The organism is Nonomuraea sp. H19, from assembly GCF_052068215.1.
GTDB lineage: Bacteria > Actinomycetota > Actinomycetes > Streptosporangiales > Streptosporangiaceae > Nonomuraea.
The window spans coordinates 309,475-328,101 of sequence record NZ_JBQHCV010000011.1 but is presented as its reverse complement, the minus strand read 5'-3'; the positions used below and the strand labels follow the sequence as shown (position 1 = coordinate 328,101).

23 protein-coding genes, 1 tRNA gene and 1 pseudogene are annotated in these 18,627 nt (G+C 68.8%); 12 read left to right on the top strand and 13 right to left on the bottom strand.

Annotation, left to right across the window (positions count from 1 at the left end; all coding sequences use genetic code 11):
* The 5 genes from ACTMTI_RS26125 to ACTMTI_RS26105 are packed head-to-tail and all read left to right on the top strand — an operon-like array spanning nucleotide 1 to nucleotide 4,574.
* Nucleotides 1-1,419 (top strand): FtsK/SpoIIIE domain-containing protein, encoded by a 1,419-nt coding sequence (locus ACTMTI_RS26125; RefSeq protein ID WP_441123139.1) that lies wholly within the window; start codon nucleotides 1-3, stop codon nucleotides 1,417-1,419.
* Nucleotides 1,416-1,565: a hypothetical protein gene (locus ACTMTI_RS26120; RefSeq protein WP_441123138.1), complete on the top strand. Its 150-nt coding sequence runs from the start codon at nucleotides 1,416-1,418 to the stop codon at nucleotides 1,563-1,565. The genes ACTMTI_RS26125 and ACTMTI_RS26120 overlap by 4 nt, the downstream gene beginning before the upstream one ends.
* On the top strand, nucleotides 1,562-3,175 hold the full coding sequence (locus ACTMTI_RS26115; protein WP_441123137.1) for a replication initiator: 1,614 nt from the start codon (nucleotides 1,562-1,564) through the stop codon (nucleotides 3,173-3,175). The genes ACTMTI_RS26120 and ACTMTI_RS26115 overlap by 4 nt, the downstream gene beginning before the upstream one ends.
* Entirely contained in the window at nucleotides 3,172-3,363 is a 192-nt protein-coding gene (locus tag ACTMTI_RS26110; protein ID WP_441123136.1) for an excisionase family DNA-binding protein, read from the top strand. The genes ACTMTI_RS26115 and ACTMTI_RS26110 overlap by 4 nt, the downstream gene beginning before the upstream one ends.
* Complete coding sequence (locus tag ACTMTI_RS26105) at nucleotides 3,360-4,574, top strand: tyrosine-type recombinase/integrase (RefSeq protein WP_441123135.1); 1,215 nt, start codon at nucleotides 3,360-3,362, stop codon at nucleotides 4,572-4,574. Before ACTMTI_RS26110 ends, ACTMTI_RS26105 begins: the two co-directional genes overlap by 4 nt.
* Before the next feature lie 61 nt (nucleotides 4,575-4,635).
* Here ACTMTI_RS26105 and ACTMTI_RS26100 read toward each other — a convergent pair.
* Together ACTMTI_RS26100 and rlmB are read right to left on the bottom strand one after the other, a co-directional pair.
* Nucleotides 4,636-4,708: transfer RNA gene (locus ACTMTI_RS26100), tRNA-Thr, on the bottom strand.
* Between the two features lie 20 nt (nucleotides 4,709-4,728).
* A complete protein-coding gene (gene rlmB, locus ACTMTI_RS26095) occupies nucleotides 4,729-5,691 on the bottom strand; it encodes a 23S rRNA (guanosine(2251)-2'-O)-methyltransferase RlmB (protein ID WP_441123134.1) in 963 nt (320 codons plus the stop codon).
* 301 nt (nucleotides 5,692-5,992) lie between these two features.
* On the opposite strand from rlmB, the pseudogene ACTMTI_RS26090 reads away from it, so the two are divergent.
* The 3 genes and pseudogenes from ACTMTI_RS26090 to ACTMTI_RS26080 all read left to right on the top strand — a co-directional run.
* A pseudogene (locus ACTMTI_RS26090) lies at nucleotides 5,993-6,364 on the top strand (RNA polymerase sigma factor); the annotation flags it as partial.
* 70 nt (nucleotides 6,365-6,434) lie between these two features.
* Complete coding sequence (locus ACTMTI_RS26085) at nucleotides 6,435-6,581, top strand: sigma factor-like helix-turn-helix DNA-binding protein (protein ID WP_441123133.1); 147 nt, start codon at nucleotides 6,435-6,437, stop codon at nucleotides 6,579-6,581.
* The gene (locus tag ACTMTI_RS26080) at nucleotides 6,574-6,852 is read left to right on the top strand and encodes a hypothetical protein (protein WP_441123132.1); all 279 of its coding nucleotides are present in this window, start codon (nucleotides 6,574-6,576) and stop codon (nucleotides 6,850-6,852) included. Before ACTMTI_RS26085 ends, ACTMTI_RS26080 begins: the two co-directional genes overlap by 8 nt.
* Nucleotides 6,853-7,181: 329 nt before the next feature.
* Here ACTMTI_RS26080 and cysS read toward each other — a convergent pair whose 3' ends face one another.
* Together cysS and ACTMTI_RS26070 are read right to left on the bottom strand one after the other, a co-directional pair.
* Complete coding sequence (gene cysS / locus ACTMTI_RS26075) at nucleotides 7,182-8,573, bottom strand: cysteine--tRNA ligase (RefSeq protein ID WP_441123130.1); 1,392 nt, start codon at nucleotides 8,571-8,573, stop codon at nucleotides 7,182-7,184.
* Nucleotides 8,574-8,616: 43 nt separating this feature from the next.
* Nucleotides 8,617-9,003, bottom strand: a complete 387-nt coding sequence (locus tag ACTMTI_RS26070) for a PPOX class F420-dependent oxidoreductase (protein WP_441123129.1) — start codon at nucleotides 9,001-9,003, stop codon at nucleotides 8,617-8,619.
* A 53-nt stretch (nucleotides 9,004-9,056) separates the two neighbouring features.
* Between ACTMTI_RS26070 and ACTMTI_RS26065 the strand changes: the two genes are divergently transcribed.
* Complete coding sequence (locus tag ACTMTI_RS26065) at nucleotides 9,057-10,238, top strand: hypothetical protein (protein WP_441123128.1); 1,182 nt, start codon at nucleotides 9,057-9,059, stop codon at nucleotides 10,236-10,238.
* Between the two features lie 54 nt (nucleotides 10,239-10,292).
* On the opposite strand, the gene ACTMTI_RS26060 is transcribed toward ACTMTI_RS26065, so the two are convergent.
* From ACTMTI_RS26060 to ACTMTI_RS26045, 4 genes are all read right to left on the bottom strand, one after another.
* Nucleotides 10,293-10,559, bottom strand: a complete 267-nt coding sequence (locus ACTMTI_RS26060; protein ID WP_441123127.1) for a GlsB/YeaQ/YmgE family stress response membrane protein — start codon at nucleotides 10,557-10,559, stop codon at nucleotides 10,293-10,295.
* A gap of 97 nt (nucleotides 10,560-10,656) precedes the next feature.
* Entirely contained in the window at nucleotides 10,657-10,944 is a 288-nt protein-coding gene (locus ACTMTI_RS26055) for a GlsB/YeaQ/YmgE family stress response membrane protein (RefSeq protein WP_441123126.1), read from the bottom strand.
* A gap of 176 nt (nucleotides 10,945-11,120) precedes the next feature.
* Complete coding sequence (ispF, locus tag ACTMTI_RS26050; RefSeq protein WP_441123125.1) at nucleotides 11,121-11,594, bottom strand: 2-C-methyl-D-erythritol 2,4-cyclodiphosphate synthase; 474 nt, start codon at nucleotides 11,592-11,594, stop codon at nucleotides 11,121-11,123.
* 17 nt (nucleotides 11,595-11,611) lie between these two features.
* Entirely contained in the window at nucleotides 11,612-12,094 is a 483-nt protein-coding gene (locus ACTMTI_RS26045; RefSeq protein WP_043624891.1) for a CarD family transcriptional regulator, read from the bottom strand.
* Nucleotides 12,095-12,368: 274 nt separating this feature from the next.
* Here ACTMTI_RS26045 and ACTMTI_RS26040 point away from each other — a divergent pair, with 274 nt between their 5' ends.
* Nucleotides 12,369-12,947 carry a copper chaperone PCu(A)C gene (locus tag ACTMTI_RS26040; RefSeq protein WP_441123124.1) on the top strand — a complete coding sequence of 193 codons (579 nt, stop codon included), beginning with the start codon at nucleotides 12,369-12,371 and terminating at the stop codon, nucleotides 12,945-12,947.
* 55 nt (nucleotides 12,948-13,002) lie between these two features.
* Here the strand turns inward: ACTMTI_RS26040 and ACTMTI_RS26035 are convergent, their stop codons facing one another.
* Nucleotides 13,003-13,695, bottom strand: coding sequence for a winged helix-turn-helix domain-containing protein (locus ACTMTI_RS26035; protein ID WP_441123123.1), 693 nt, complete (start codon nucleotides 13,693-13,695; stop codon nucleotides 13,003-13,005).
* A 67-nt stretch (nucleotides 13,696-13,762) separates the two neighbouring features.
* Nucleotides 13,763-14,938 (bottom strand): sensor histidine kinase, encoded by a 1,176-nt coding sequence (locus ACTMTI_RS26030; protein ID WP_441123159.1) that lies wholly within the window; start codon nucleotides 14,936-14,938, stop codon nucleotides 13,763-13,765.
* Between the two features lie 132 nt (nucleotides 14,939-15,070).
* Here ACTMTI_RS26030 and phoU point away from each other — a divergent pair, with 132 nt between their 5' ends.
* Together phoU and ACTMTI_RS26020 are read left to right on the top strand one after the other, a co-directional pair.
* Nucleotides 15,071-15,715: a phosphate signaling complex protein PhoU gene (gene phoU / locus ACTMTI_RS26025; RefSeq protein ID WP_441123122.1), complete on the top strand. Its 645-nt coding sequence runs from the start codon at nucleotides 15,071-15,073 to the stop codon at nucleotides 15,713-15,715.
* Between the two features lie 91 nt (nucleotides 15,716-15,806).
* Entirely contained in the window at nucleotides 15,807-16,613 is an 807-nt protein-coding gene (locus ACTMTI_RS26020; RefSeq protein ID WP_441123121.1) for an alpha/beta fold hydrolase, read from the top strand.
* A gap of 118 nt (nucleotides 16,614-16,731) precedes the next feature.
* Here ACTMTI_RS26020 and ACTMTI_RS26015 read toward each other — a convergent pair whose 3' ends face one another.
* From ACTMTI_RS26015 to ACTMTI_RS26005, 3 genes are read right to left on the bottom strand one after another with little or no spacing between them, the layout of a single operon-like run.
* Complete coding sequence (locus ACTMTI_RS26015) at nucleotides 16,732-17,355, bottom strand: carbon-nitrogen hydrolase family protein (RefSeq protein ID WP_441123120.1); 624 nt, start codon at nucleotides 17,353-17,355, stop codon at nucleotides 16,732-16,734.
* 13 nt (nucleotides 17,356-17,368) lie between these two features.
* Entirely contained in the window at nucleotides 17,369-18,112 is a 744-nt protein-coding gene (locus ACTMTI_RS26010) for a phosphoglyceromutase (RefSeq protein WP_441123119.1), read from the bottom strand.
* 33 nt (nucleotides 18,113-18,145) lie between these two features.
* The gene (locus ACTMTI_RS26005; protein ID WP_441123118.1) at nucleotides 18,146-18,625 is read right to left on the bottom strand and encodes a YbjN domain-containing protein; all 480 of its coding nucleotides are present in this window, start codon (nucleotides 18,623-18,625) and stop codon (nucleotides 18,146-18,148) included.
* Nucleotides 18,626-18,627 lie beyond the last annotated feature (2 nt).

The following is an 18,627-nucleotide window of genomic DNA, read 5'->3' as shown; positions in this document are numbered from 1 at the left end:
ATGTTCAAGCGGCTGCCTGGCGACGAGGCGCGCAACCCCGTCTCCACCACGCCGGACACGGCCGTCGTCTTCCGACCGGCCGTGCTCAAGACACCCGCCATCATCACCTTCCTCATCTACGGCTGGCGCTTCCTGGCCGCACTCGTCCGTACAACCTGGCGGCATCCGGTCGCCGTCGCCGTCCCGGTCGCCCTCGGCGGTATCGGGTACGGGTACGGCTGGCCTGCTGCGGCCTCCACGCTCGGTTTCGTCGTGCTGTCCCTGCTCGCCTGGGCCTGCACCGACGGCGATCTCTTCGCCCGCCTCGTCGGCTTCCGGCTGCTGGCCTGGTGGCGGCTGATGTCGGTCTACCGCCGCCACTGGCACGGCGTCATGGACGTCTCCGGCCTGACCAAGCGCATCAACGGTCGCCTCTACATGCCGCGTCTGCTCCGCGTCACCTGCGACGGCTGGGCCGACCGCATCACCGTCCGCATGCTCGGCGGGCAGGCGGTCAAGGACTGGGCCGACCGCACCGACAACCTCGCCCAAGGCTTCGGCGCTACCTCGTGCCGCGTCGCGCTCGTCAAGGGCGGCCGATTGCTGCTGACCTTCCCGCGCAGCGATCCCTTGGCCGCTCCCATGCCCGCGCTGCCCATCCCGGACGAGCCATCGGTCGGACCGGTCGAGATCGGCAAGCAGGAGGACGGCCGGCCGCTCCGGCTCAAGGTGCATGGCACTCACGTCCTGATCGCGGGCGCGACCGGGGCCGGCAAGGGCTCGTTCCTGTGGGACACCATCCGCGGTTTGCTCCCCGCCATGCGGGCGGGCCTGGCCGAGGTCTGGGCGCTGGATCCCAAGCTGATGGAGCTGTCCTTCGGACGCGAGCTGTTCCAAGGCCGCTACGCCGCCGATCCAGCCGACTGCGCCGACCTGCTCGACGAGGCCGTCTCCGTCATGCAGAAGCGCGCAGCCCGCTTCGCCGGCCTCCAGCGCTCCCACGTCCCAACGATCGAGGACCCGTTCGTCCTGGTCCTCGTCGACGAGGTGGCATTCCTGACCGCCTACCAGCCCGACCGGCAACTCCGGCAGCGCATCTCCGCCGCCCTGGCCACCCTCGCCACCCAAGGCCGCTCAGTCGGCGTCGGCGTCATGGCCGCCCTCCAAGACCCGCGCAAGGAAGTCATGAACATCCGCAACCTGTTCCCCGACAAGATCGCCCTCCGGCTGGATGAGTCCGAACAGGTAGACATGGTCCTCGGCGACGGCGCACGCGACCGGGGCGCACTCGCCGACCACATCTCACCCGTCCCGGAACTGGGCGCGGGCGTCGCGTACATGCGCCTGGAGACCTCACCCGAACCGATCCGGGTCCGCGCCGCCTACGTCTCCGACACCGACATCCGCGCCATGGTCGCCTACTACGGGCAGGCCGCATGACTCACCTGCTCCACGGCCTGCGCTGCGCCACCTGCCTCACCCTGAACGTTCTCTGGCTCGACCCGGTCCGCGCCGTGGTCGAGTGCTCCGAGTGCGGCCAGACCGCGCTCATCATCACCGATCCCGACGAAGGGAGGACCGCATGACCCATGCCCACGACCGCGCCCTCCCCCGGGCCGTCCGCCAAGCCATGCCCATGGCCCGCGACGTGCTCGTAGAGGTCGCCAAGCAGCACGGCGTCTGCATCCGCCCCATCCCGCTCAAGCGGCTCGACACCCACACCGGCAAGTGGGAGATCATCGACGTACCGTGCGGGGCCACCCTCGACAGCAAGTGCCCGCCCTGCGCCAAGCGCAACAAGCAGCTCCGCAAGGCCCAGTGCCGCGAAGGTTGGCACCTCGACGAAGAACCCGCCATCAGGCCCAACGAAGCCAACGAGGAACAGCGCTGGCTCGTGGAGCTCCGCGCCGATGTCCAAGCCCAGCGCGACGCCGCCGAAAAGGCCGGCGACGACACCACGGAACTCGACGCGATCATCTCCGGCCTGGACGATGAGATCAACGCCGCAGGCATGCGCGGCAACGTCCTCGGGCGCACGACCGCCAAGCGCACCCGCTCCACCAGGCGACGGCAGGACGCGCCCGACCTGCCCAAGCGCAAGATGACCCACACCACCCTTGGACGCACCTTCCACGGCACGGACGGCAAGACCTACCGGCCGTCCCTGTTCGTCACGCTCACCTTGCCCTCGTACGGCAAGGTTCGCGACGGCGCACCCATCGACCCCGACACCTACGACTACCGGCGCGCCGCCCGCGACGCGCTGCACTTCTCCAAACTCGTCGATCGCTTCGTACAGAACCTGCGCCGCGTCGCGGGCTACGACGTGCAGTACTTCGCCGCCGTGGAGCCTCAAAAGCGGCTCGCTCCGCACCTGCACATGGCCATCCGTGGAACGCTCCCCCGCGCCGAGATCAAGCAGATCGCCGCCGCCACCTACCACCAGGTCTGGTGGCCACAGGCCGACGAAGTCATCTTCGACGGCGACCACATGCCCGTCTGGCAGGACGGCACCGGCTACCTCAACCCAGCCACCGGCGAAGTCCTGCCCACCTGGGACGAAGCCCTCGACGCACTCGACGAGGACGCCGAACCGCTCCACGTCATCCGCTTCGGCGAACAGGTCGACGTCCAAGGCGTGCTCGCGGGCACCCCGGACGCCGACCAGTGCATCCGGTACCTGTCCAAGTACCTCACCAAGTCCCTCGGCGACGCCCTCGACGGCGGCCAGGCCCAGCAACAACACGCCGCCGGCATGCTCGACGCTCTCCGCTACGAACCCTGCTCACCCACCTGCCCGAACTGGCTGCGCTACGGCATCCAGCCCAAAGACGCCAAGCCCGGCATGCGCCCCGGCTGGTGCCGTGGCAAGGCCCACAAGCCGGAACACCTCGGCTACGCCGGACGTCGCATCCTGGTCTCCCGGAAGTGGTCGAACAAGACCCTGGCCGAGCACAAGCAGGACCGCCGCACCTGGGTCATGGAAGCCCTCGGCCAAGCCGACGAGCCCACCGACCCACACCGCTACGTCTGGCGCCCCATCCCGGCCGGAGACGCCAACGTGCCACCCCTCGCCGTCCGCCTCCTCAGATCCGTCCACGAACGCCAACGCTGGCGAGCCCACCTCCGCGAACTGGAAGCCAGAGCCACAGGACAAGACCTTTCGGCAACCGCAGACATCGGAAGGGCCGCATGACCACGAACATCGCCCCACTCCTCCTCCGGCCGGAAGAGGCAGCGGACTACCTCGGGATCGGCCGGACCAAGGTATACGAGCTGATCCGCTCCGGCGCGCTTCGATCCGTTCGCATCGGCACCCTACGCCGTGTTCCGGCGACCGCACTGACCGAGTTCGTCACCCAGCTTGAACAGGAAGCAGCATGAGCACCAAGAAGCGCGGCCAGAACGAAGACTCGATCTACAAGGACGGTGACCGTTGGCGCGGCGCGGTGTCTCTCGGCTACGGGCCAGACGGCAAGCGCGTCCGCAAGAAGGTCTCCGGAAAGACCCGCGCCGACGTAGTCGAGAAGGTGCGCAAGCTCAAGGAGACCTTGGCCAAGGGCGCTCCGGTCCCTGATGACCGCCTGACGGTTGGCACGTTCCTCGATCGCTGGCTGCTCCACCTACCAGGCCACATCTCCGATGGAACCTTGGACGACTACGAGGACACCGTGCGGTTGCATCTCAAACCGGGACTCGGCCATCACAAGCTGACCAAGCTCACCGTGGCCCAAGTCGATGCCCTGTGGCAGGCCAAGCGTAAGGCCGGCTACAAGCCGAACAGCGTCCGCAACATGCGAGCCGTCCTACGTAAGGCCCTTGGCCAGGCTGAACGCGAGGGCTTGGTCATGCGGAACGTTGCCGCGCTGTCGATGCCACCGCGCGTACCCCTCGAAGAAGGTCGAACGCTCACAGTGGAGGAGGGCAAGAGGCTCCTCGACGTTGTCATTGACCATCGCATGGGCGTCCTCGTCCTCCTGGCCCTCGTCTTCGGCCTGCGCCGGGGCGAAGCACTCGGACTCATGTGGAACGCCTTCGACCCGGAGGCCCGCACTCTCCGAGTCACCCACTCCGTCAAGCGGCTCAAGAACCGCGACCCGCGCACCACCGCCAAAACCCGCATCGTGATCAGTGAACTCAAGACCAGGCGCTCACGCCGCGTTCTCTGCCTGACGCCCGAACTGGTCGAGGCGATCAAGCGTCACAAGGCCGCTCACAACAAGGAGCGTCTCAAGTCGGGCGAGGACTGGACGGAGCACGGTCTGATGTTCCCGACAGCTTTCGGCAATCCGTCCGACCCGGACACGTTCTCGCACCTGTTCTCCCGCCTGGCCACGAAGGCGGGACTCGGCCATTGGCACCCACACGAGCTTCGCCACTCCGGTGCGTCACTCATGCTCGCCCAGGGCACTCCCCTCCACGTCGTGTCCGAAGTCCTCGGCCATGCCAGCATCGCGATCACCAAGGACATCTACGGTCACCTCCTGGAAGGCGACCGGCGCGCGGCAACGGAGGCCATCTCCACCGCTCTCCTGGGGAAACAGCCCCCGGTGGCTCCCAAGGTGGCTCCCGAAGACGCCGAAGACACCGGTTGAAGGCCAGAAACCGAAAGGCCCCTGACGGCGTAACGCCTGTTCAGGGGCCTTTCGATTGCAGAGCCGACGAGGGGAATCGAACCCCTGACCTTCTGTTTACAAGACAGATGCTCTGCCGATTGAGCTACGTCGGCGCGGCCTACCAGTGTAGACGCTAGAGACGCCTGTGACGAGCGACCTCGTACAGCGCCACTCCAGCCGCAACACTCGCATTGAGCGACTCCGCCGCCGCTCGCATCGGGATGCGGGCCACCACGTCGCAATGCTCGCGAACCAGCCGGGAAAGGCCTTTGCCCTCCGACCCCACGACCACCACCACCGGCTCGGCCAGCAACTCGACGTCGCCGATGTCCGTCTCGCTGGTGCCGTCGAGGCCGATCACGAACAACCCCGCCTCGCGGTATTCGCGTAGCGCGGCCGTCAGGTTGGAGGCACGGGCGACGCGCAGGTTGGCCAGGGTGCCGGCGGAGGTCTTCCAGGCGCCTCCCGTGACCCCGGCCGAGCGGCGCGATGGGATGAGCAGGCCGTGGGCGCCGAAAGCGGTGGCGGAGCGGGCGATGGCGCCCAGGTTGCGGGGGTCGGTGACCGAATCCAGGGCGACGATCAAGGGGAACTCGGCGGCGTCCTGGGCGATCTCGACCAGCTCCGACGGGTGAGCGTAGTCGTATGCCGGGATCTGGAGTGCGATTCCCTGGTGGACTGCGCCCTCGGTCAGGCGGTCGAGCTTTTCGCGGCTGACCTCCAGCAGGGCGATGCCGCGCTCTGCGGCGATCTTGATGGAGTCGCGTACGCGGTCGTCGTTGTCGACGCGCTGGGCGACATAGAGGGCGTTGGCCGGCACCCCCGCCTGCAGGGCCTCGAACACCGGGTTGCGGCCGCCGATGTATTCGGGGGCGTCCTCCGAGCGGCGCTGCCTCGCCGGACCCGTACGTCGCCCGCCTCCTTGCTCCTCGCGCTCGATGCGCTCGGCGCGGGCCTTGTCTTTGTACCAATGGCGCATTTCGGCAGGCGGAGTCGCGCCCTTGCCCTGAAGCGAGCGGCGCCCCTGCCCTCCGGTGCCTTTGGACGGGCCCTTTTTCTTCGCGGGCCTGCCCGAAGCCCTACCACCTGCTGCCATGCCACTAAGGGTACTCGGGCTGCCAGGCGCCTGATCCCAACCAGCCGTGCCACAGGAATCCCGGCTACGTACGCGCTTCCGGGCGCGGCACGCCCTCGCGTTCGAGGCGCTTCAGCCGGGCAGGGCCTTCGCCGTCTCTCCGGCGCGCCTTTCAGCCTTCTCGTCGGCGAGGCGAATCCTTTCGCGACTTCGGTGCCTCTCATACACGTCCCGGCAATCCCGCCGGCGACAACGGACATGGAGGTTGTCGTGGTCGTAGGTATCGCCGTCGCCGTCGCTGCCGTGCTCATCTGCACGTGTAGTGTCGTCGTGCTCCGCCGGAGGAGGCGTGAACGTGGCTGAGGTGACGTGGTCGGACGAGCGGCTGGTCGCCGCCGCGCGCAGTGGCGACGTCGAGTCGATCGCGGTGCTGGTGTCGGGCGCTCACCCGCACGTGCAGCGGTTCGCGCGGTCGTTGTGTGCCACGCCCGAGGATGCCGAGGACGCTGCGCAGGAGGCGCTTATCGTCCTCTATCGCAAGATTGGGACCTTGCGGGCTTCTGGTGCGCTGGTTTCGTGGGTGTTCCGGATCATTCGCAATGAGTGCATCCGGCGGGCACGGCTGATGGTGCGGTTCCAGCCACCGCTCGCCGAGCCCACCGTGGTGCCGTCGGCCGAGGAAGAGGTGTTCGAGCGGCTGGAGGCTGCACGGGTCGCGGCCGCGATCGCGGCGCTGCCCGCCGACCAGCGGAGGGGTGCTGATCATGCGAGATGTGCAGGGGCTCAGCGGGCGGATGGTCGCCGACGTGCTGGGGCTCAGTACGGCGGCGATGAAGTCGCGGTTGCATCGCGCCCGTACGGCGGTGCAGCGCACCTTGTCCGATCCCACTCCAGGGGAGCTTGATGACTGAGAGCGAGAGCTTCGCGAGTTCGTCGCTGTCCCGGCATCTGGGGCGCGGTGTGATGGGTTTCGGGGCGTTGATCGGCTCGGTTGCGCTCATCCCGGTGGTGGGGCCGGTCAGCCTGCTCCTCGCCGCCGTGGCGTTGTTCGCTTTCCGTGGGTGCCCGACCTGCTGGGCGATCGGGCTGGTGCAGACGATCTCAAGAGGGCGGCTACAGCGTTCGTGCTCGGACGGCGTATGCGAGCTGAAAGTCGCCGAACACCCTCGAAGCAGCACCTGAAGGTCATCCGGCACTGCCGGGCGGAGCGCTCCGGACACGGTGTCGGCATCGGCGGCTTCCCCGGCTCGCCGTTCTGACGCGCGGCCGGCGGGGCGCCGCAAAGGACCGTACCGATGCCGCGCTGGAGTCCTTCGTCCGTGCCCTGGTCGACGTGCATGGGATGTCGCCCGAGGAGGCGGCGAGCGGTAGCCCCACGCAGGTGGCCGCGTGCCCCGGCCGCGTACGCCGGCGCCGACGCGGTCGGGCTCGGCTTCGACGGCTGGGCGCGGCAGGCCAGAGCTGCTCGCTGAAGCGGGAGCTCAGGTAGCCGCGCAGAAGCCCAAAAGCGCCTAGCGGGCGAGCTCCCAGCGAGCCCCGTGGGGCGTGTCCTCGACCGTGATGCCCGCCGCGGCCAGCTGGTTCCTGATCGCGTCCGCCGCCTCGTAGTCCTTGCGCGCCCGAGCCGCCTTCCGCTGCTCCAGCGCCACCGCCACCAGCGCGTCCACCACCGGCGCCAGGTCCGACCCGGCCCCCCGCCACTGCGGCGAGCGCGGATCGAGCCCGAGCACGTCCAGCATGTTCTGGGTCTCGGCCAGCAGCCGCGCCACGGCCTCCTTGTCGCCCCGGGACAGCGCCACGTTGCCCTCGCGCACCACCTCGTGGACGACGGCCAGCGCCTGAGGCGTGCCGAGGTCGTCGTTGAGCGCGTCCACGAACGCCTGCGGCAGCGGCGCGTCCGCGTCGACGTCGTGGATCACCTCGGCGGCGCGCGTCACGAAGCCCTCGATGCGCTGGTACGCGGCCGCGGCCTCCAGCAGCGCCTCCTCCGAGTAATCGATCGAGGAGCGGTAATGCGGCGCCGCCAGGTAGTAGCGCAGCTCCACCGGGCGTACTTTCTGCACCATTTCGGGAATCAGCAGGGAGTTGCCGAGCGACTTGCTCATCTTCTCCGCGCCGATCTTGAGCATTCCGTTGTGCATCCAGTAGCGCGCGAAGCCGTCACCGGCCGCCTGGGATTGGGCGATCTCGTTCTCGTGGTGCGGGAAGATCAGGTCGATGCCGCCGCCGTGGATGTCGAACGTCGGCCCCAGGTATTTCGTCGCCATGGCGGAGCACTCCAGGTGCCAGCCGGGACGCCCGGGACCCCACGGAGTCGGCCAGATCGGCTCCCCCGGCTTCTCGCCCTTCCACAGAGCGAAGTCGCGCGGGTCGCGCTTGCAGGACTCGTCATCGGTGTCGGCCGCGGCCCGCATGTTCTCCACCTTCTGGTTGGAGAGGTAGCCGTAGCGGTCGGCGTATGACTGGACGTTGAAGTAGACGTCGCCGCCGGAGGCGTAGGCGTGCCCGTGGTCGATGAGCCGCTGCATCAGCGTGATCATCTCCGGCACATGGCCCGTGGCCCGGGGCTCGACCGTCGGCGGCAGGCAGCCGAGCGTGTCGTACGCCCACGTGAAGGCCCGCTGGTTGCGCTCGGCCACGACGAACCAGGGCACGCCTTCCTGGGCCGCGACCCTGATGATCTTGTCGTCGATGTCCGTGACGTTGCGGCAGAACATCACGTCATATCCGGAACGCGTCAGCCAACGCCGCAGCACGTCGAAATTCACGCCCGAGCGGATGTGCCCGATATGCGGAGGAGCCTGCACGGTCGCCCCACACAGGTAAATCGACGCCCGGCCGGCTTCGACCGGAACGAATTCACGGATGGCACGTGTGCTGGTGTCGTAGATGTGCAGGCTCACGAAGGCAAGGCTAACGCCTGAGAGGCGTCACCACGCCGATAAATCATCCCCGCAACGTGACCCTGTCCGGCCGGATCCGGACAATCAACCGCTCGGTGCCCGGTTTGTCCTCCCATGACTGCCCTCGATACTTCTGCGAGAGCTCTTCGATGAGCGCGCCCTCGGGGTCGGGGGTCATGGTCACGCGCCCGCGTACCTCGGCGTACCGGTATGGGTCGTCCGGGTCGATGACGAGCAGGCTGGTCCGCGGGTCGCGCTCGAAGTTACGCGGCTTCCTGCGCCCCTTCACTGTCGAGAACAGCACGTCGTCGCCGTCCGTACGCACCCACACGACCGTGGACTGCGGCCCACCGTCCGGGTTGAGGCTCGTCACCGTGGCGTAGTTCGGCCCATCCAAGAGTTTGCGGACTTCTTCCGACAGCTTGACCATGTCTCTCCCTTGATCGGTCCTGCCCCACATTCTTCTGTAGGCTCAAAACTGCCATGAAAGTCACTCCCCCCTCTCTGCTCCGTCGCCTCGGCATCGCCCTTGCCGGGCTCGCGGTCGCCGCCCTGACCGGAGCCGCGTGCGCGTTGTCCTTCGACGACCTGCGCGCGCTGGCCATCACCGGCGAGGCCCGCCGGGACCTCGCCTACCTCTATCCGGCGGCCTTCGACGCCCTGCTGGTGGTCGCGATGATCGGCGTGCTGCTGCTGCGCTCGGCCCGGCTGCTGGTACGGATCCAGGCGGCGATCGTGCTGGTCCTGCTCATCGCGGCCGCCGCGGCGGCGGACGTGGCGACGGCGGTGCGGTTCACGTTCGACGCGCGGCAGACGGCGGTGGGTGTGGCCCTGGCGCCCTGGGTCATGCTGGCCCTGGCCCTGTGGCTCTGGCTGCTGCTGATCAAGCACGTGCAGGCCAACCGGGAGCCGGGTCGCGGCGAGGACGACGACGGTACGGCGGAGCAGGACATCCTGCCGTTCCACCGCGGCCGCCCGGCCGAGACGCCGCCCCCGCTGGACATGGAGGAGCCCCAGCCCGCGCCGGCGCCCGTGCTGGAGTCAGCACCGCTGGTCGGTCCCACGGCCGCCCCGCAGACTCCACCGGTCTCCACCCAGGAGTCCCCGCCGGTCTCCACCCAGGAGTCCCCGCCGGTCTCCACCCAGGAGCTCCCGCCGGTCTCCACCCAGGTGACCGAATGGCCCGCCCAAGAGCCCGTCCGCGAAGCCCACGAGCCCGTCCGCGAAGCCCACGAGCCCGTCCGCGAAGCCCATGAGCCCACCGCTCAGGAGCCCGACCAGGAGCCCGTCCAAGACCCGGTCCAGGACCCCGCCGCCCAAGAACCCCAGCCGGAGACGCGTCCCGTCCGCTGGGGCGACCGGGTCAAGCCGGCGGACGTCCTCGTCCACCCGCGCCCCGACGACCGCGACGCCGACACCCAGCCGCACCCCGTCTTCGAGAACGAGGAAGAAGTCCCGGACCCGGGACACGGCCCGGATGCCGCCGACACCGACGAGCGCCGGCAGGCCACCGAGTTCCAGGAAGCGGAGCCAGGCGAACGCCCACAAGCCACCGAGCGCCCCCAGGACGAGTCAGCGGACACGACACCCCACCCGGTGATCCGCGACGACACTCCGGCCCCTTCAGGACGCGTGCGCAGCACCCCACGCCCGCCCGAGGACTGAATGGAAAAGGGCCCGCCCGGGAGGACAACTCCCGGGCGGGCCCATGTATCCGGCCTAGGCTGTGCCGCGCCGGAGCCCGGCGACCAGGCCGACGCCGACAATGGCCAGCACCACCTGCATCACCAGCTCGATCCAGTCGATGCCCGGCGTTGTCTGCACGCCCAGCATCTGTGCGATCAGCGTGCCCAGCAGGGCGGCCACGATGCCGACGACGATGGTGAGAATCCACCCGATGGCCTGCCTGCCGGGAAGCAGCAGGCGACCGATTGCGCCAATCACGGCGCCAATCACGATGGCGCCAAGGATGGATGCGATTGTCATGGTAGGAAACCTCCCCATGAGGGTGAGCGGTTCACTCTCACGGGGATGCTCGCTACCCGATCTCCCGACTTTATGCGCTGTTTTACGAACAGGCAGGTCAGGCCTGTGTCTTGTGGGTGCCTCCGGCGCGTCCCATGCCCATCCGTGTCACCAGGAGCACGCCCACGATCGCCAGGGCGAGCTGGAGTATGTGTTCGATCCAGTCGATCCCTCTGGTGTCGGCCCAGCCGAGCGCATGCGCGATCAGCGTGCCGATCAGCGCGGCCACGATGCCGACGATGAGCGTCAGGCCGATGGACATGTTCTGCTTACCGGGCACCACGAGTCTGGCCAGCGCGCCGATTATGGCGCCGATGACGACTGCGGAAACGATCGCGCCGATCATGTGATAACTCCCCCCGACGACGTTCACCTGAGACCTACCCGCCGAGCAGGTGAACAACCACAAGGGGAAGACGGCGGTCCGTACCGCGCCAGTGACGAACCGCCGCCTCCGCACTAACGGCGAGCCAGCGACGGCCCGCCGGGACACCCTCACGTATCCCTCGGTAAGACGCCCGGCTAGGGGGAGAGGTTGACCACCAACGCGGTCGCGAACGCCGCGATGCCCTCTCCACGCCCGGTCAGCCCGAGCCCGTCAGTGGTGGTGGCGGAGACGCTCACAGGCGCCCCTACGGCGGCGCTGAGCGCCTTCTCGGCCTCCTGGCGGCGTGGCGCCAGCTTGGGCCGGTTGCCGACCACCTGGATGGCCACGTTGCCGATCTCGTAGCCCGCGGCGCGCACCTGGCGCGCGGTCTCCTCGAGCAGCGCGGCGCCTGAGGCGCCCGCCCAGCGTGGGTCGGACGTGCCGAACAGCCGGCCCAGGTCACCCAGACCGGCCGCGGACAGCAAGGCGTCGCAGGCGGCGTGCGCGGCGGCATCGCCGTCGGAGTGGCCGTCAAGCCCGAGCTCGCCCGGCCAGTGCAGGCCGGCGAGGTTGAGCTCCCGTCCTGAGGTTCCCGAAGCGAACGGGTGGACGTCGACTCCGACGCCCACCCGTGGAAGTTTCGCGCTCAGGAGTTGAGAACCTCGTCGAGCAAGGCCTCGGCCTTGTCCTCATTGGTCTTCTCGGCCAGGGCCAACTCACTGACCAGGATCTGCCGTGCTTTGGCGAGCATGCGCTTCTCGCCTGCGGAAAGCCCGCGCTCGCGGTCCCTCCGCCACAGGTCCCGAACCACCTCGGCGACCTTGTTCACATCGCCGGATGCGAGCTTCTCCAAATTGGCCTTGTAGCGACGAGACCAGTTGGTCGGCTCTTCCGTGTGCGGCATCCGCAGGACATCGAAAACCCGCTCGAGGCCTTCCTGGCCGACAACATCGCGCACACCGACGAGTTCTGCGTTTTCGGCTGGCACCTGGACGGTAAGGTCGCCCTTGTCGACCTTGAGCACCAGGTAGGTCTTTTCCTCACCCTTGATGGATCGCTTCGTGATTGCTTCGATCCGAGCAGCCCCATGGTGGGGGTAGACGACAGTGTCGCCGACCTGGAAAGTCATGTGACAAGTACCCCTTCCGCTGTACTCCAGGGTACCACGCATCCACAGCCTCCCGGAACAGTGAAATCATCATAACTGCAGGTCAACGCCGCATATTAGGGCTTGACAAGCGCTCAACTGTATGCCGCCAATTTCCAGACATAGCGAATGACCTGCGGGGGCGCGGATATGACCATGGAATCGGGTGGATATCGTAGGCGCTGCTCATCCCCGCATGCGCGAGACATGCGGGAGCTGATCCTCACGCATGCGCTAGACCAAGGAGAACCCGCCCGTGACCAGCCGTCGCTGGAATGTCGTAGCCGCCGCGTTCTTGGCAGCCCCCGTGCTCGCGGGGTGCGCGGCTGGATTCAACGCCAACACCAACCAGCCGTACGCCCCCAACGAGGCACAAGTCTTGATCGACAAGGGCTCGTACGGCACTCGCGGCATTCAAATCCCGCAGGCGTTCATCCTCGGCCCGGACTCCGGAGCACAGCTCGCCTGGCGCGGCTCCGCTCCGATCTACCTCAACATCCTCAACACCGCCGGCACCCCGGACACCCTGCAAGCCGTCTCCGCGGGCACCATGGGCACGGTCAAGATCACCGCCCCGATCCAGCTCCCGAGCAACCAGCTCGTGAACACCGGCAAGCCCACCCCGCAGCTCATGCTGGAAGCGATCCCCAAGAGCCTCAGAGGCGGCGAGAGCATCAGGCTGGACCTCCAGTTCGCCAACGCCGGGACCGTGTCCATGAACGTGCCTGTGGTCACGCGCAGCCGCGAATTCAAGGACTACCCCCCGGCCCCGAACGCCACGCCCGCCCCCACGCCCACCCCGACGCCCTCCGCCCACGCGGAAGAGGCTCACTGAAGACACGAAAAACCCCTTGTTCCGGTACGCGGGCCGCACCGGAACAAGGGGTTCGTCAGCTCTCCACCGCGTCGAACTTGTAGCCCAGGCCGCGCACGGTCAGGATGCAGCGCGGGTTGGACGGGTCCGCCTCGATCTTCGCGCGCAGGCGCTTGACGTGGACGTCCAGCGTCTTGGTGTCGCCCACGTAGTCGGCGCCCCAGACGCGGTCGATCAGCTGGCCCCGGGTGAGCACCCGCCCGGCGTTGCGCAGCAGCACCTCCAGCAGCTCGAACTCCTTCAGCGGCAGCTGCACCTGTTCCCCGCGCACCGCCACGACGTGCCGGTCGACGTCCATGCGCACCGGGCCGACAGCCAGCACAGCCGTCTCCAGCTCCTCCGCGACGTCGCCCTGGCGGCGCAGCACCGCGCGGATGCGGGCGACCAGCTCCCGCGAGGAGAACGGCTTGGTGACGTAGTCGTCGGCGCCCAGTTCGAGGCCCACGACCTTGTCGATCTCGCTGTCCTTGGCCGTCAGCATGATGACCGGCACCTTGGAGCGCTGCCTGAGGGAGCGGCACACCTCCGTGCCCGGCAAACCCGGCAGCATCAGGTCGAGCAGCACCAGGTCCGCGCCGTTGCGGTCGAACGTGTCGAGCGCTTCGGGTCCGGTCGCCGCGATCGACACCTCGAAGCCCTCCTTGCGGAGCATGTAGGAGAGGGCGTCGGAGAAGGACTCCTCGTCCTCGACGACGAGTACGCGGGTCATGAGTCCTCCTTCCCCTGCCTCATGACCCCAAGGGGGCCGCGTTCAATGGTTCCTTCACTCCGCTCGGTCACGGGGCTGCCTCCAGGGGAATCGAGGGTGGTACTGCCACCGCCGTGCCGCCGAAGGCGGGCAGGCGGAGCGTGAAGGTGGAGCCGGACCCTTCCTTGCTCCAGACGGACACCTCGCCGGCGTGTGCCGCGGCGACGTGCTTGACGATGGCGAGGCCGAGTCCGGTGCCACCGGTCGCGCGGGATCTGGCCGCGTCGACGCGGAAGAAGCGCTCGAAGATGCGCTCCAGCCACTCCTCGGGGATGCCGATGCCCTGATCGCTGACGCTGATCTCCACAGAGTCGCCCGCGGGCCGCGCACTGACCACGACCCTGGTGTGCTCGGGGCTGTAGGCGACGGCGTTGTCGATCAGGTTGCGCAACGCGGTGACGAGCAGTTCGTCGTCGCCCCAGATACGCAGGCCCTCGGTGCCGCCGGAGACGAGAGTGATGTCCTTGGCGGCGGCCTTGGTGTTGCAGTGGTCGATGGCGTCGTGCACGGCCTCGTCGATCAAGACCTGGCCGGGGGTGGGGATGGGCTCGGCGCCCTGGATCCTGCTGAGCGTGATCAGGTCCTGGACGAGGTAGTTGAGCCGGGCCGCCTCGTGCTGCATGCGGTTGGCGAAGCGGGTGACCGCCTCGGGGTCGTCGGCGGCGTCCTGGATGGTCTCGGCCAGCAGGCTCAGCGCGCCGACCGGGGTCTTCAGCTCGTGGCTGACGTTGGCGACGAAGTCGCGGCGCACGGCCTCGACCCTGCGCCGCTCGGTCTGGTCCTCGGCCAGCACCAGGACCTGGCCGTGGGAGCCGAGTGGCGCCACGCGTACGGCGAAGTTGGTGGTTTCCTGGCCGAACTTGTGCCCCGCGACGTCGATCTCGCTCTCGCGGATCTCGCCGTCGCGGCGTACCTGCCGGGCCAGCGCGAGCAGCTCGGCGGCCATCAGCCGGTCGCCCTTGACCAGCCCGAACGCACGCGCGGCCGAGCTGGCGCGCAGCACCTTGTCGTGCGCGTCGAGCACCACGGCGGACGAGGGCAGCACCGCCAGGACGGAAGCCACGCCCTGCGGCAGCGTCGCTCCGGTCTCCACGCCGTCGGCGGCCGCGGGGACCCGGCTCGGGGCCTCGATCTGATTCCGGTAGAACAGGATTGCCAGGGCGCCTACGACGAACCCGGCCAGGGCCGCGAAGCTCATGGCCATCTCACTCATATCTCCGATGGTAGGCGGCGCTTTCGTGGGGACAGACCTCCCAATAAGGGATGAACGTCCCTTTCCTGGAAAGTTCATTTGGCTGTTGGAATTCGTTCATTGAGTGCACCGTACGGTGACGGCATGCGCGACGCGTTCCATGAAGACCTTGATTCGCTGACCGACAAGCTGGTGGAGATGACCCGGCTTGTTCGTTCGGCCATTTCCCGAGCCACCACGGCCCTCCTCGACTCCGATCTCGCGCTCGCCGAGAGCGTGATCACCCGGGACGAGGAAGTGAACGCGACCTTCGCCGACATCGAGTCGTCGATCTTCGAACTGATGGCCAGGCAGCAGCCGGTCGCGGTGGACCTGCGCATGGTCATCACGGCGCTGCGCATGGGGACCGACCTGGAGCGCATGGGCGACCTGGCCGTCCACGTCGCCAAGGTCGCCCGCCTCCGCCACCCCGACTCGGCGATCCCGCCGCAGATGCGCTCCACGATCGTGGAGATGGGCCAGATCGCGGAGAACCTCGTCACCAAGGCCGGCAGCTGCGTGGCCTTGCGGGACGTCGAGTCGGCGCTGGAGCTGGAGCAGGACGACGACGCGATGGACCGCCTGCACCGCAGGCTCTTCAGGCTGCTGCTGGACAAGGACTGGGCGCACGGCGTGGAGCCGGCCATTGACATCACGTTGATCGGAAGATACTACGAACGGTACGCCGATCACGCGGTACGGGTGGCACAGGACGTCGTGTACCTGGTGACGGGCAGCCGGCCGAACTGAGTTCCGGCAGCCGCGACCATTTTCGCCGTCGCCGGGAGTCCTACCTTCGTCGCCGCCGCCGCGGACGACTGTTCAAGGGAGGACCATCGGCATGGCCACCATCCACACCCTCGACGTACCCGGCGCGCATCTGCACTACGAGGTCCGCGGCGCGGGGCCGCTGCTGTTCGTGATCGGCTCGCCGATGGACGCCGCGGCCTTCGTGCCGTTCGCCGACCTGCTCGCGAGCGATCACACCGTGGTCACCCTCGACCCGCGCGGCATCTCCAACAGCGCCCTTGACGATCCCGAGCAGGACTCCACGCCCGAGCTGCGGGCCGACGACGTGGCCGCCATCATGGACGACCTCGGCGCCGAATCCGCCGACGTGTTCGGCAGCAGCGGCGGCGCGGTGACGGGGCTCGCGCTGGTGGCGCGGCATCCGGCACGGCTGCGTACGCTCGTCGCGCACGAGCCTCCCGTCCTGGAGTTGCTCCCCGACGCCGCCGAGCAGCGCGCCTGGGTGGACGACATCGTCGAGAGCTTCCACCGGGACGGGGTGGAGGCGGCGTGGACGAAGTTCATGGTCAGCTCCGGGCTCGACCAGATCGAGGGCGCGCCCGCCGCGCCGCTGGAGGAGCCGTCGTCGCAGGCCATGGCCAACAACGTCCGGTTCTTCGCGCATGAACTGCGGGGCACCACCCGGTACGTGCCCGACATCGCCGCGCTGACGGCCGGTCCCGCCCGGGTGGTGGTCGGGATCGGGGTCGACTCGGGCAACCTGTCCACGTATCGGACGTCTGTCGCGCTGGCCGAGCGGCTCGGCACGCCGCCGGTCGAGTTCCCCGGCGATCACGGCGGCTTCCTGGCGCACGCCACGGAGTTCGCCGACGTGCTGCGGAAGGTGCTGGCAGGCTGAAGCTGCAGGGGCCCGGCAACACCGCCCTGGGCACCCTGCGGCCGACCACCTCGGAGGCCGTGACCGGGTCGGCCGACGAGCCCGTCCGCCCGGATCGCGTGGAGTGGGCGACGCGGTTTCAGGCCGGATCTCGACCGGTGACGCTGCTCAGCCACCTGGCGTGGAGCGCCGGGTTCTGGGCGGCGTCCCAGCGCTCCAGCAGGGACCGGCCCGTCACCTCGATGTCGGCCATGACCAGGGCCTGCCGGTCCGCCGGCGCTTCGGCGGCGATCCGGCCGTCGGGAGCGACGATCCGGGTGCCGCCTACCCCCTCGCGGCCGCCCGCCGTGCCCGCGACGTCGGCCGCGATCACCCAGCAGTCGTTCTCCACCGCCCGGGCGATCAGGGTCGATCGCGTCCTGATCGCCCAGCCGCGGGCGACGGCGGCGGGCAGGTCGTTGTTGAGCGGGCACACCAGGATCCGGGCGCCGGCCAGCGCGAGGAGCCGGGACGGCTCGACGAAGTTGGCGTCGTTGCAGATCACCACGCCGAAGGCGGCCTCGCCGTGGCGATGCAGCGGCAGCTCCGCGCCCGGGCTGAAGAACGGCTCCCTGGGGAACAGCTTGCGGCTGACGCCGAGCAGCCTCCCGCCCCGCAGGATCGCCGCCGAACTGTGGGGCAGGCCGGCGACCGCGCGTTCGGTGAAGCCGGCGACGATGGTCAGCCGCGCCGGGGCGGCCGCCTGCAGCGCCGCCACCTTCATGGGCTGACGCGCGCTAGCGGCCCTGGTTGGCCACCGCTTGGATGGCGGCCTTGGCGGCCTCCGGGTCCAGGTATTCGCCGCCCGGCTGCAGCGGCCGGAAGCCGGCGTCCAGCTCGTAACGGAGGGGGATCCCGGTCGGGATGTTGAGCCCGGCGATCTTCTCGTCGCTGACCCCGTCCAGGTGCTTCACCAGCGCCCGCAGCGAGTTGCCGTGGGCCGCCACCAGGACGGTGCGCCCGGCCGCCAGGTCCGGCACGATCTCGTCGTACCAGTAGGGCAGCATGCGGTCCACCACGTCCTTCAGGCACTCCGTGCGGGGCATGAGCTCCGGGGGGAGCAGCGCGTAGCGGGGGTCGCCGGCCTGGGAGTATTCGTCGTCGTCGGCGATCGGCGGCGGCGGCACGTCGTAGGAGCGGCGCCACAGCATGAACTGCTCGTCGCCGAACTCCTCGCGCGTCTGCGCCTTGTTCTTGCCCTGCAGCGCGCCGTAGTGGCGCTCATTGAGCCGCCAGCTCCGCTTGACGGGCAGCCAGAGCAGGTCCGCCTCCGCCAGGGACAGCTGGGCCGTCTGGATGGCTCTGGTCAGGAGGCTGGTGTGGACGACGTCCGGACGCAGTCCGGCCTCCGTGAGGAGCTTGCCCCCGCGCCGGGCCTCGTCCTCGCCCTTGACCGAGAGGCTCACGTCCACCCAGCCGGTGAACAGGCCCTTCGCGTTCCAGTCACTCTCGCCGTGCCGTAGCAGCACCAAAGTCGCCATGGAGCCAATCCTAGGGGCGGTGCCGAACCGGAATCAGTTGCCGGGGTCGGCGAAGCGGGCGAACGCCTGCAGGTTGGCCAGCGACTCGCCGCGCTTGGCCCGCCATTCCCACTCGCGCCTGATCGAGGAGGCGAACCCCAGCTCCAGCGCCCGGTCGAACCAGTCGTCCGAGTACGTCAGCACGCACCCCAGCAGCCGGTCCACCTCCTCCTCGGTGACGGCGGCCAGCGGCAGCCGGCCCACGAGGTAGACGTCGCCCACGGGGTCGAGGGAGAAGTGCACGCCGTACATGGCGCCGTTCTTGCCCAGCAGCCAGCGGTAGAACTCGGCGTGGTTCTCGTCGGGCTGACGGCAGAAGAAGGCCTCGACGTGGAGCATCCGTTCTCCGACGATCAGCCACGTCATGGTGGCGAGCTTGTGCTGGCCCGGAAGTTTCACCAGGAACGCCCCGGGCCGCGGCTCGTCATAGGTGACGTCCGCGGCCTTGAGCGCGGCTTCGACGACATCGCGCATAG

Bases quoted from the DNA above. Each gene is read 5' to 3' on its own strand.
- ACTMTI_RS26085 (WP_441123133.1), top strand. From the start codon at position 6,435: ATGCGAGATGTGCAGGGGCTCAGCGGGCGGATGGTCGCCGACGTGCTG.
- ACTMTI_RS26115 (WP_441123137.1), top strand. From the start codon at position 1,562: ATGACCCATGCCCACGACCGCGCCCTCCCCCGGGCCGTCCGCCAAGCC.
- ACTMTI_RS26010 (WP_441123119.1), bottom strand. From the start codon at position 18,112: ATGGCGACTTTGGTGCTGCTACGGCACGGCGAGAGTGACTGGAACGCG.
- ACTMTI_RS26125 (WP_441123139.1), top strand. From the start codon at position 1: ATGTTCAAGCGGCTGCCTGGCGACGAGGCGCGCAACCCCGTCTCCACC.
- ACTMTI_RS26015 (WP_441123120.1), bottom strand. From the start codon at position 17,355: ATGAAGGTGGCGGCGCTGCAGGCGGCCGCCCCGGCGCGGCTGACCATC.
- ACTMTI_RS26045 (WP_043624891.1), bottom strand. From the start codon at position 12,094: ATGACTTTCCAGGTCGGCGACACTGTCGTCTACCCCCACCATGGGGCT.
- ACTMTI_RS26120 (WP_441123138.1), top strand. From the start codon at position 1,416: ATGACTCACCTGCTCCACGGCCTGCGCTGCGCCACCTGCCTCACCCTG.
- ACTMTI_RS26070 (WP_441123129.1), bottom strand. From the start codon at position 9,003: ATGGTCAAGCTGTCGGAAGAAGTCCGCAAACTCTTGGATGGGCCGAAC.
- ACTMTI_RS26020 (WP_441123121.1), top strand. From the start codon at position 15,807: ATGGCCACCATCCACACCCTCGACGTACCCGGCGCGCATCTGCACTAC.
- ACTMTI_RS26035 (WP_441123123.1), bottom strand. From the start codon at position 13,695: ATGACCCGCGTACTCGTCGTCGAGGACGAGGAGTCCTTCTCCGACGCC.
- ACTMTI_RS26110 (WP_441123136.1), top strand. From the start codon at position 3,172: ATGACCACGAACATCGCCCCACTCCTCCTCCGGCCGGAAGAGGCAGCG.
- phoU (WP_441123122.1), top strand. From the start codon at position 15,071: ATGCGCGACGCGTTCCATGAAGACCTTGATTCGCTGACCGACAAGCTG.
- ACTMTI_RS26030 (WP_441123159.1), bottom strand. From the start codon at position 14,938: ATGGCCATGAGCTTCGCGGCCCTGGCCGGGTTCGTCGTAGGCGCCCTG.
- ACTMTI_RS26105 (WP_441123135.1), top strand. From the start codon at position 3,360: ATGAGCACCAAGAAGCGCGGCCAGAACGAAGACTCGATCTACAAGGAC.
- ACTMTI_RS26065 (WP_441123128.1), top strand. From the start codon at position 9,057: ATGAAAGTCACTCCCCCCTCTCTGCTCCGTCGCCTCGGCATCGCCCTT.
- ACTMTI_RS26055 (WP_441123126.1), bottom strand. From the start codon at position 10,944: ATGATCGGCGCGATCGTTTCCGCAGTCGTCATCGGCGCCATAATCGGC.
- ACTMTI_RS26080 (WP_441123132.1), top strand. From the start codon at position 6,574: ATGACTGAGAGCGAGAGCTTCGCGAGTTCGTCGCTGTCCCGGCATCTG.
- ACTMTI_RS26005 (WP_441123118.1), bottom strand. From the start codon at position 18,625: ATGCGCGATGTCGTCGAAGCCGCGCTCAAGGCCGCGGACGTCACCTAT.
- ACTMTI_RS26060 (WP_441123127.1), bottom strand. From the start codon at position 10,559: ATGACAATCGCATCCATCCTTGGCGCCATCGTGATTGGCGCCGTGATT.
- rlmB (WP_441123134.1), bottom strand. From the start codon at position 5,691: ATGGCAGCAGGTGGTAGGGCTTCGGGCAGGCCCGCGAAGAAAAAGGGC.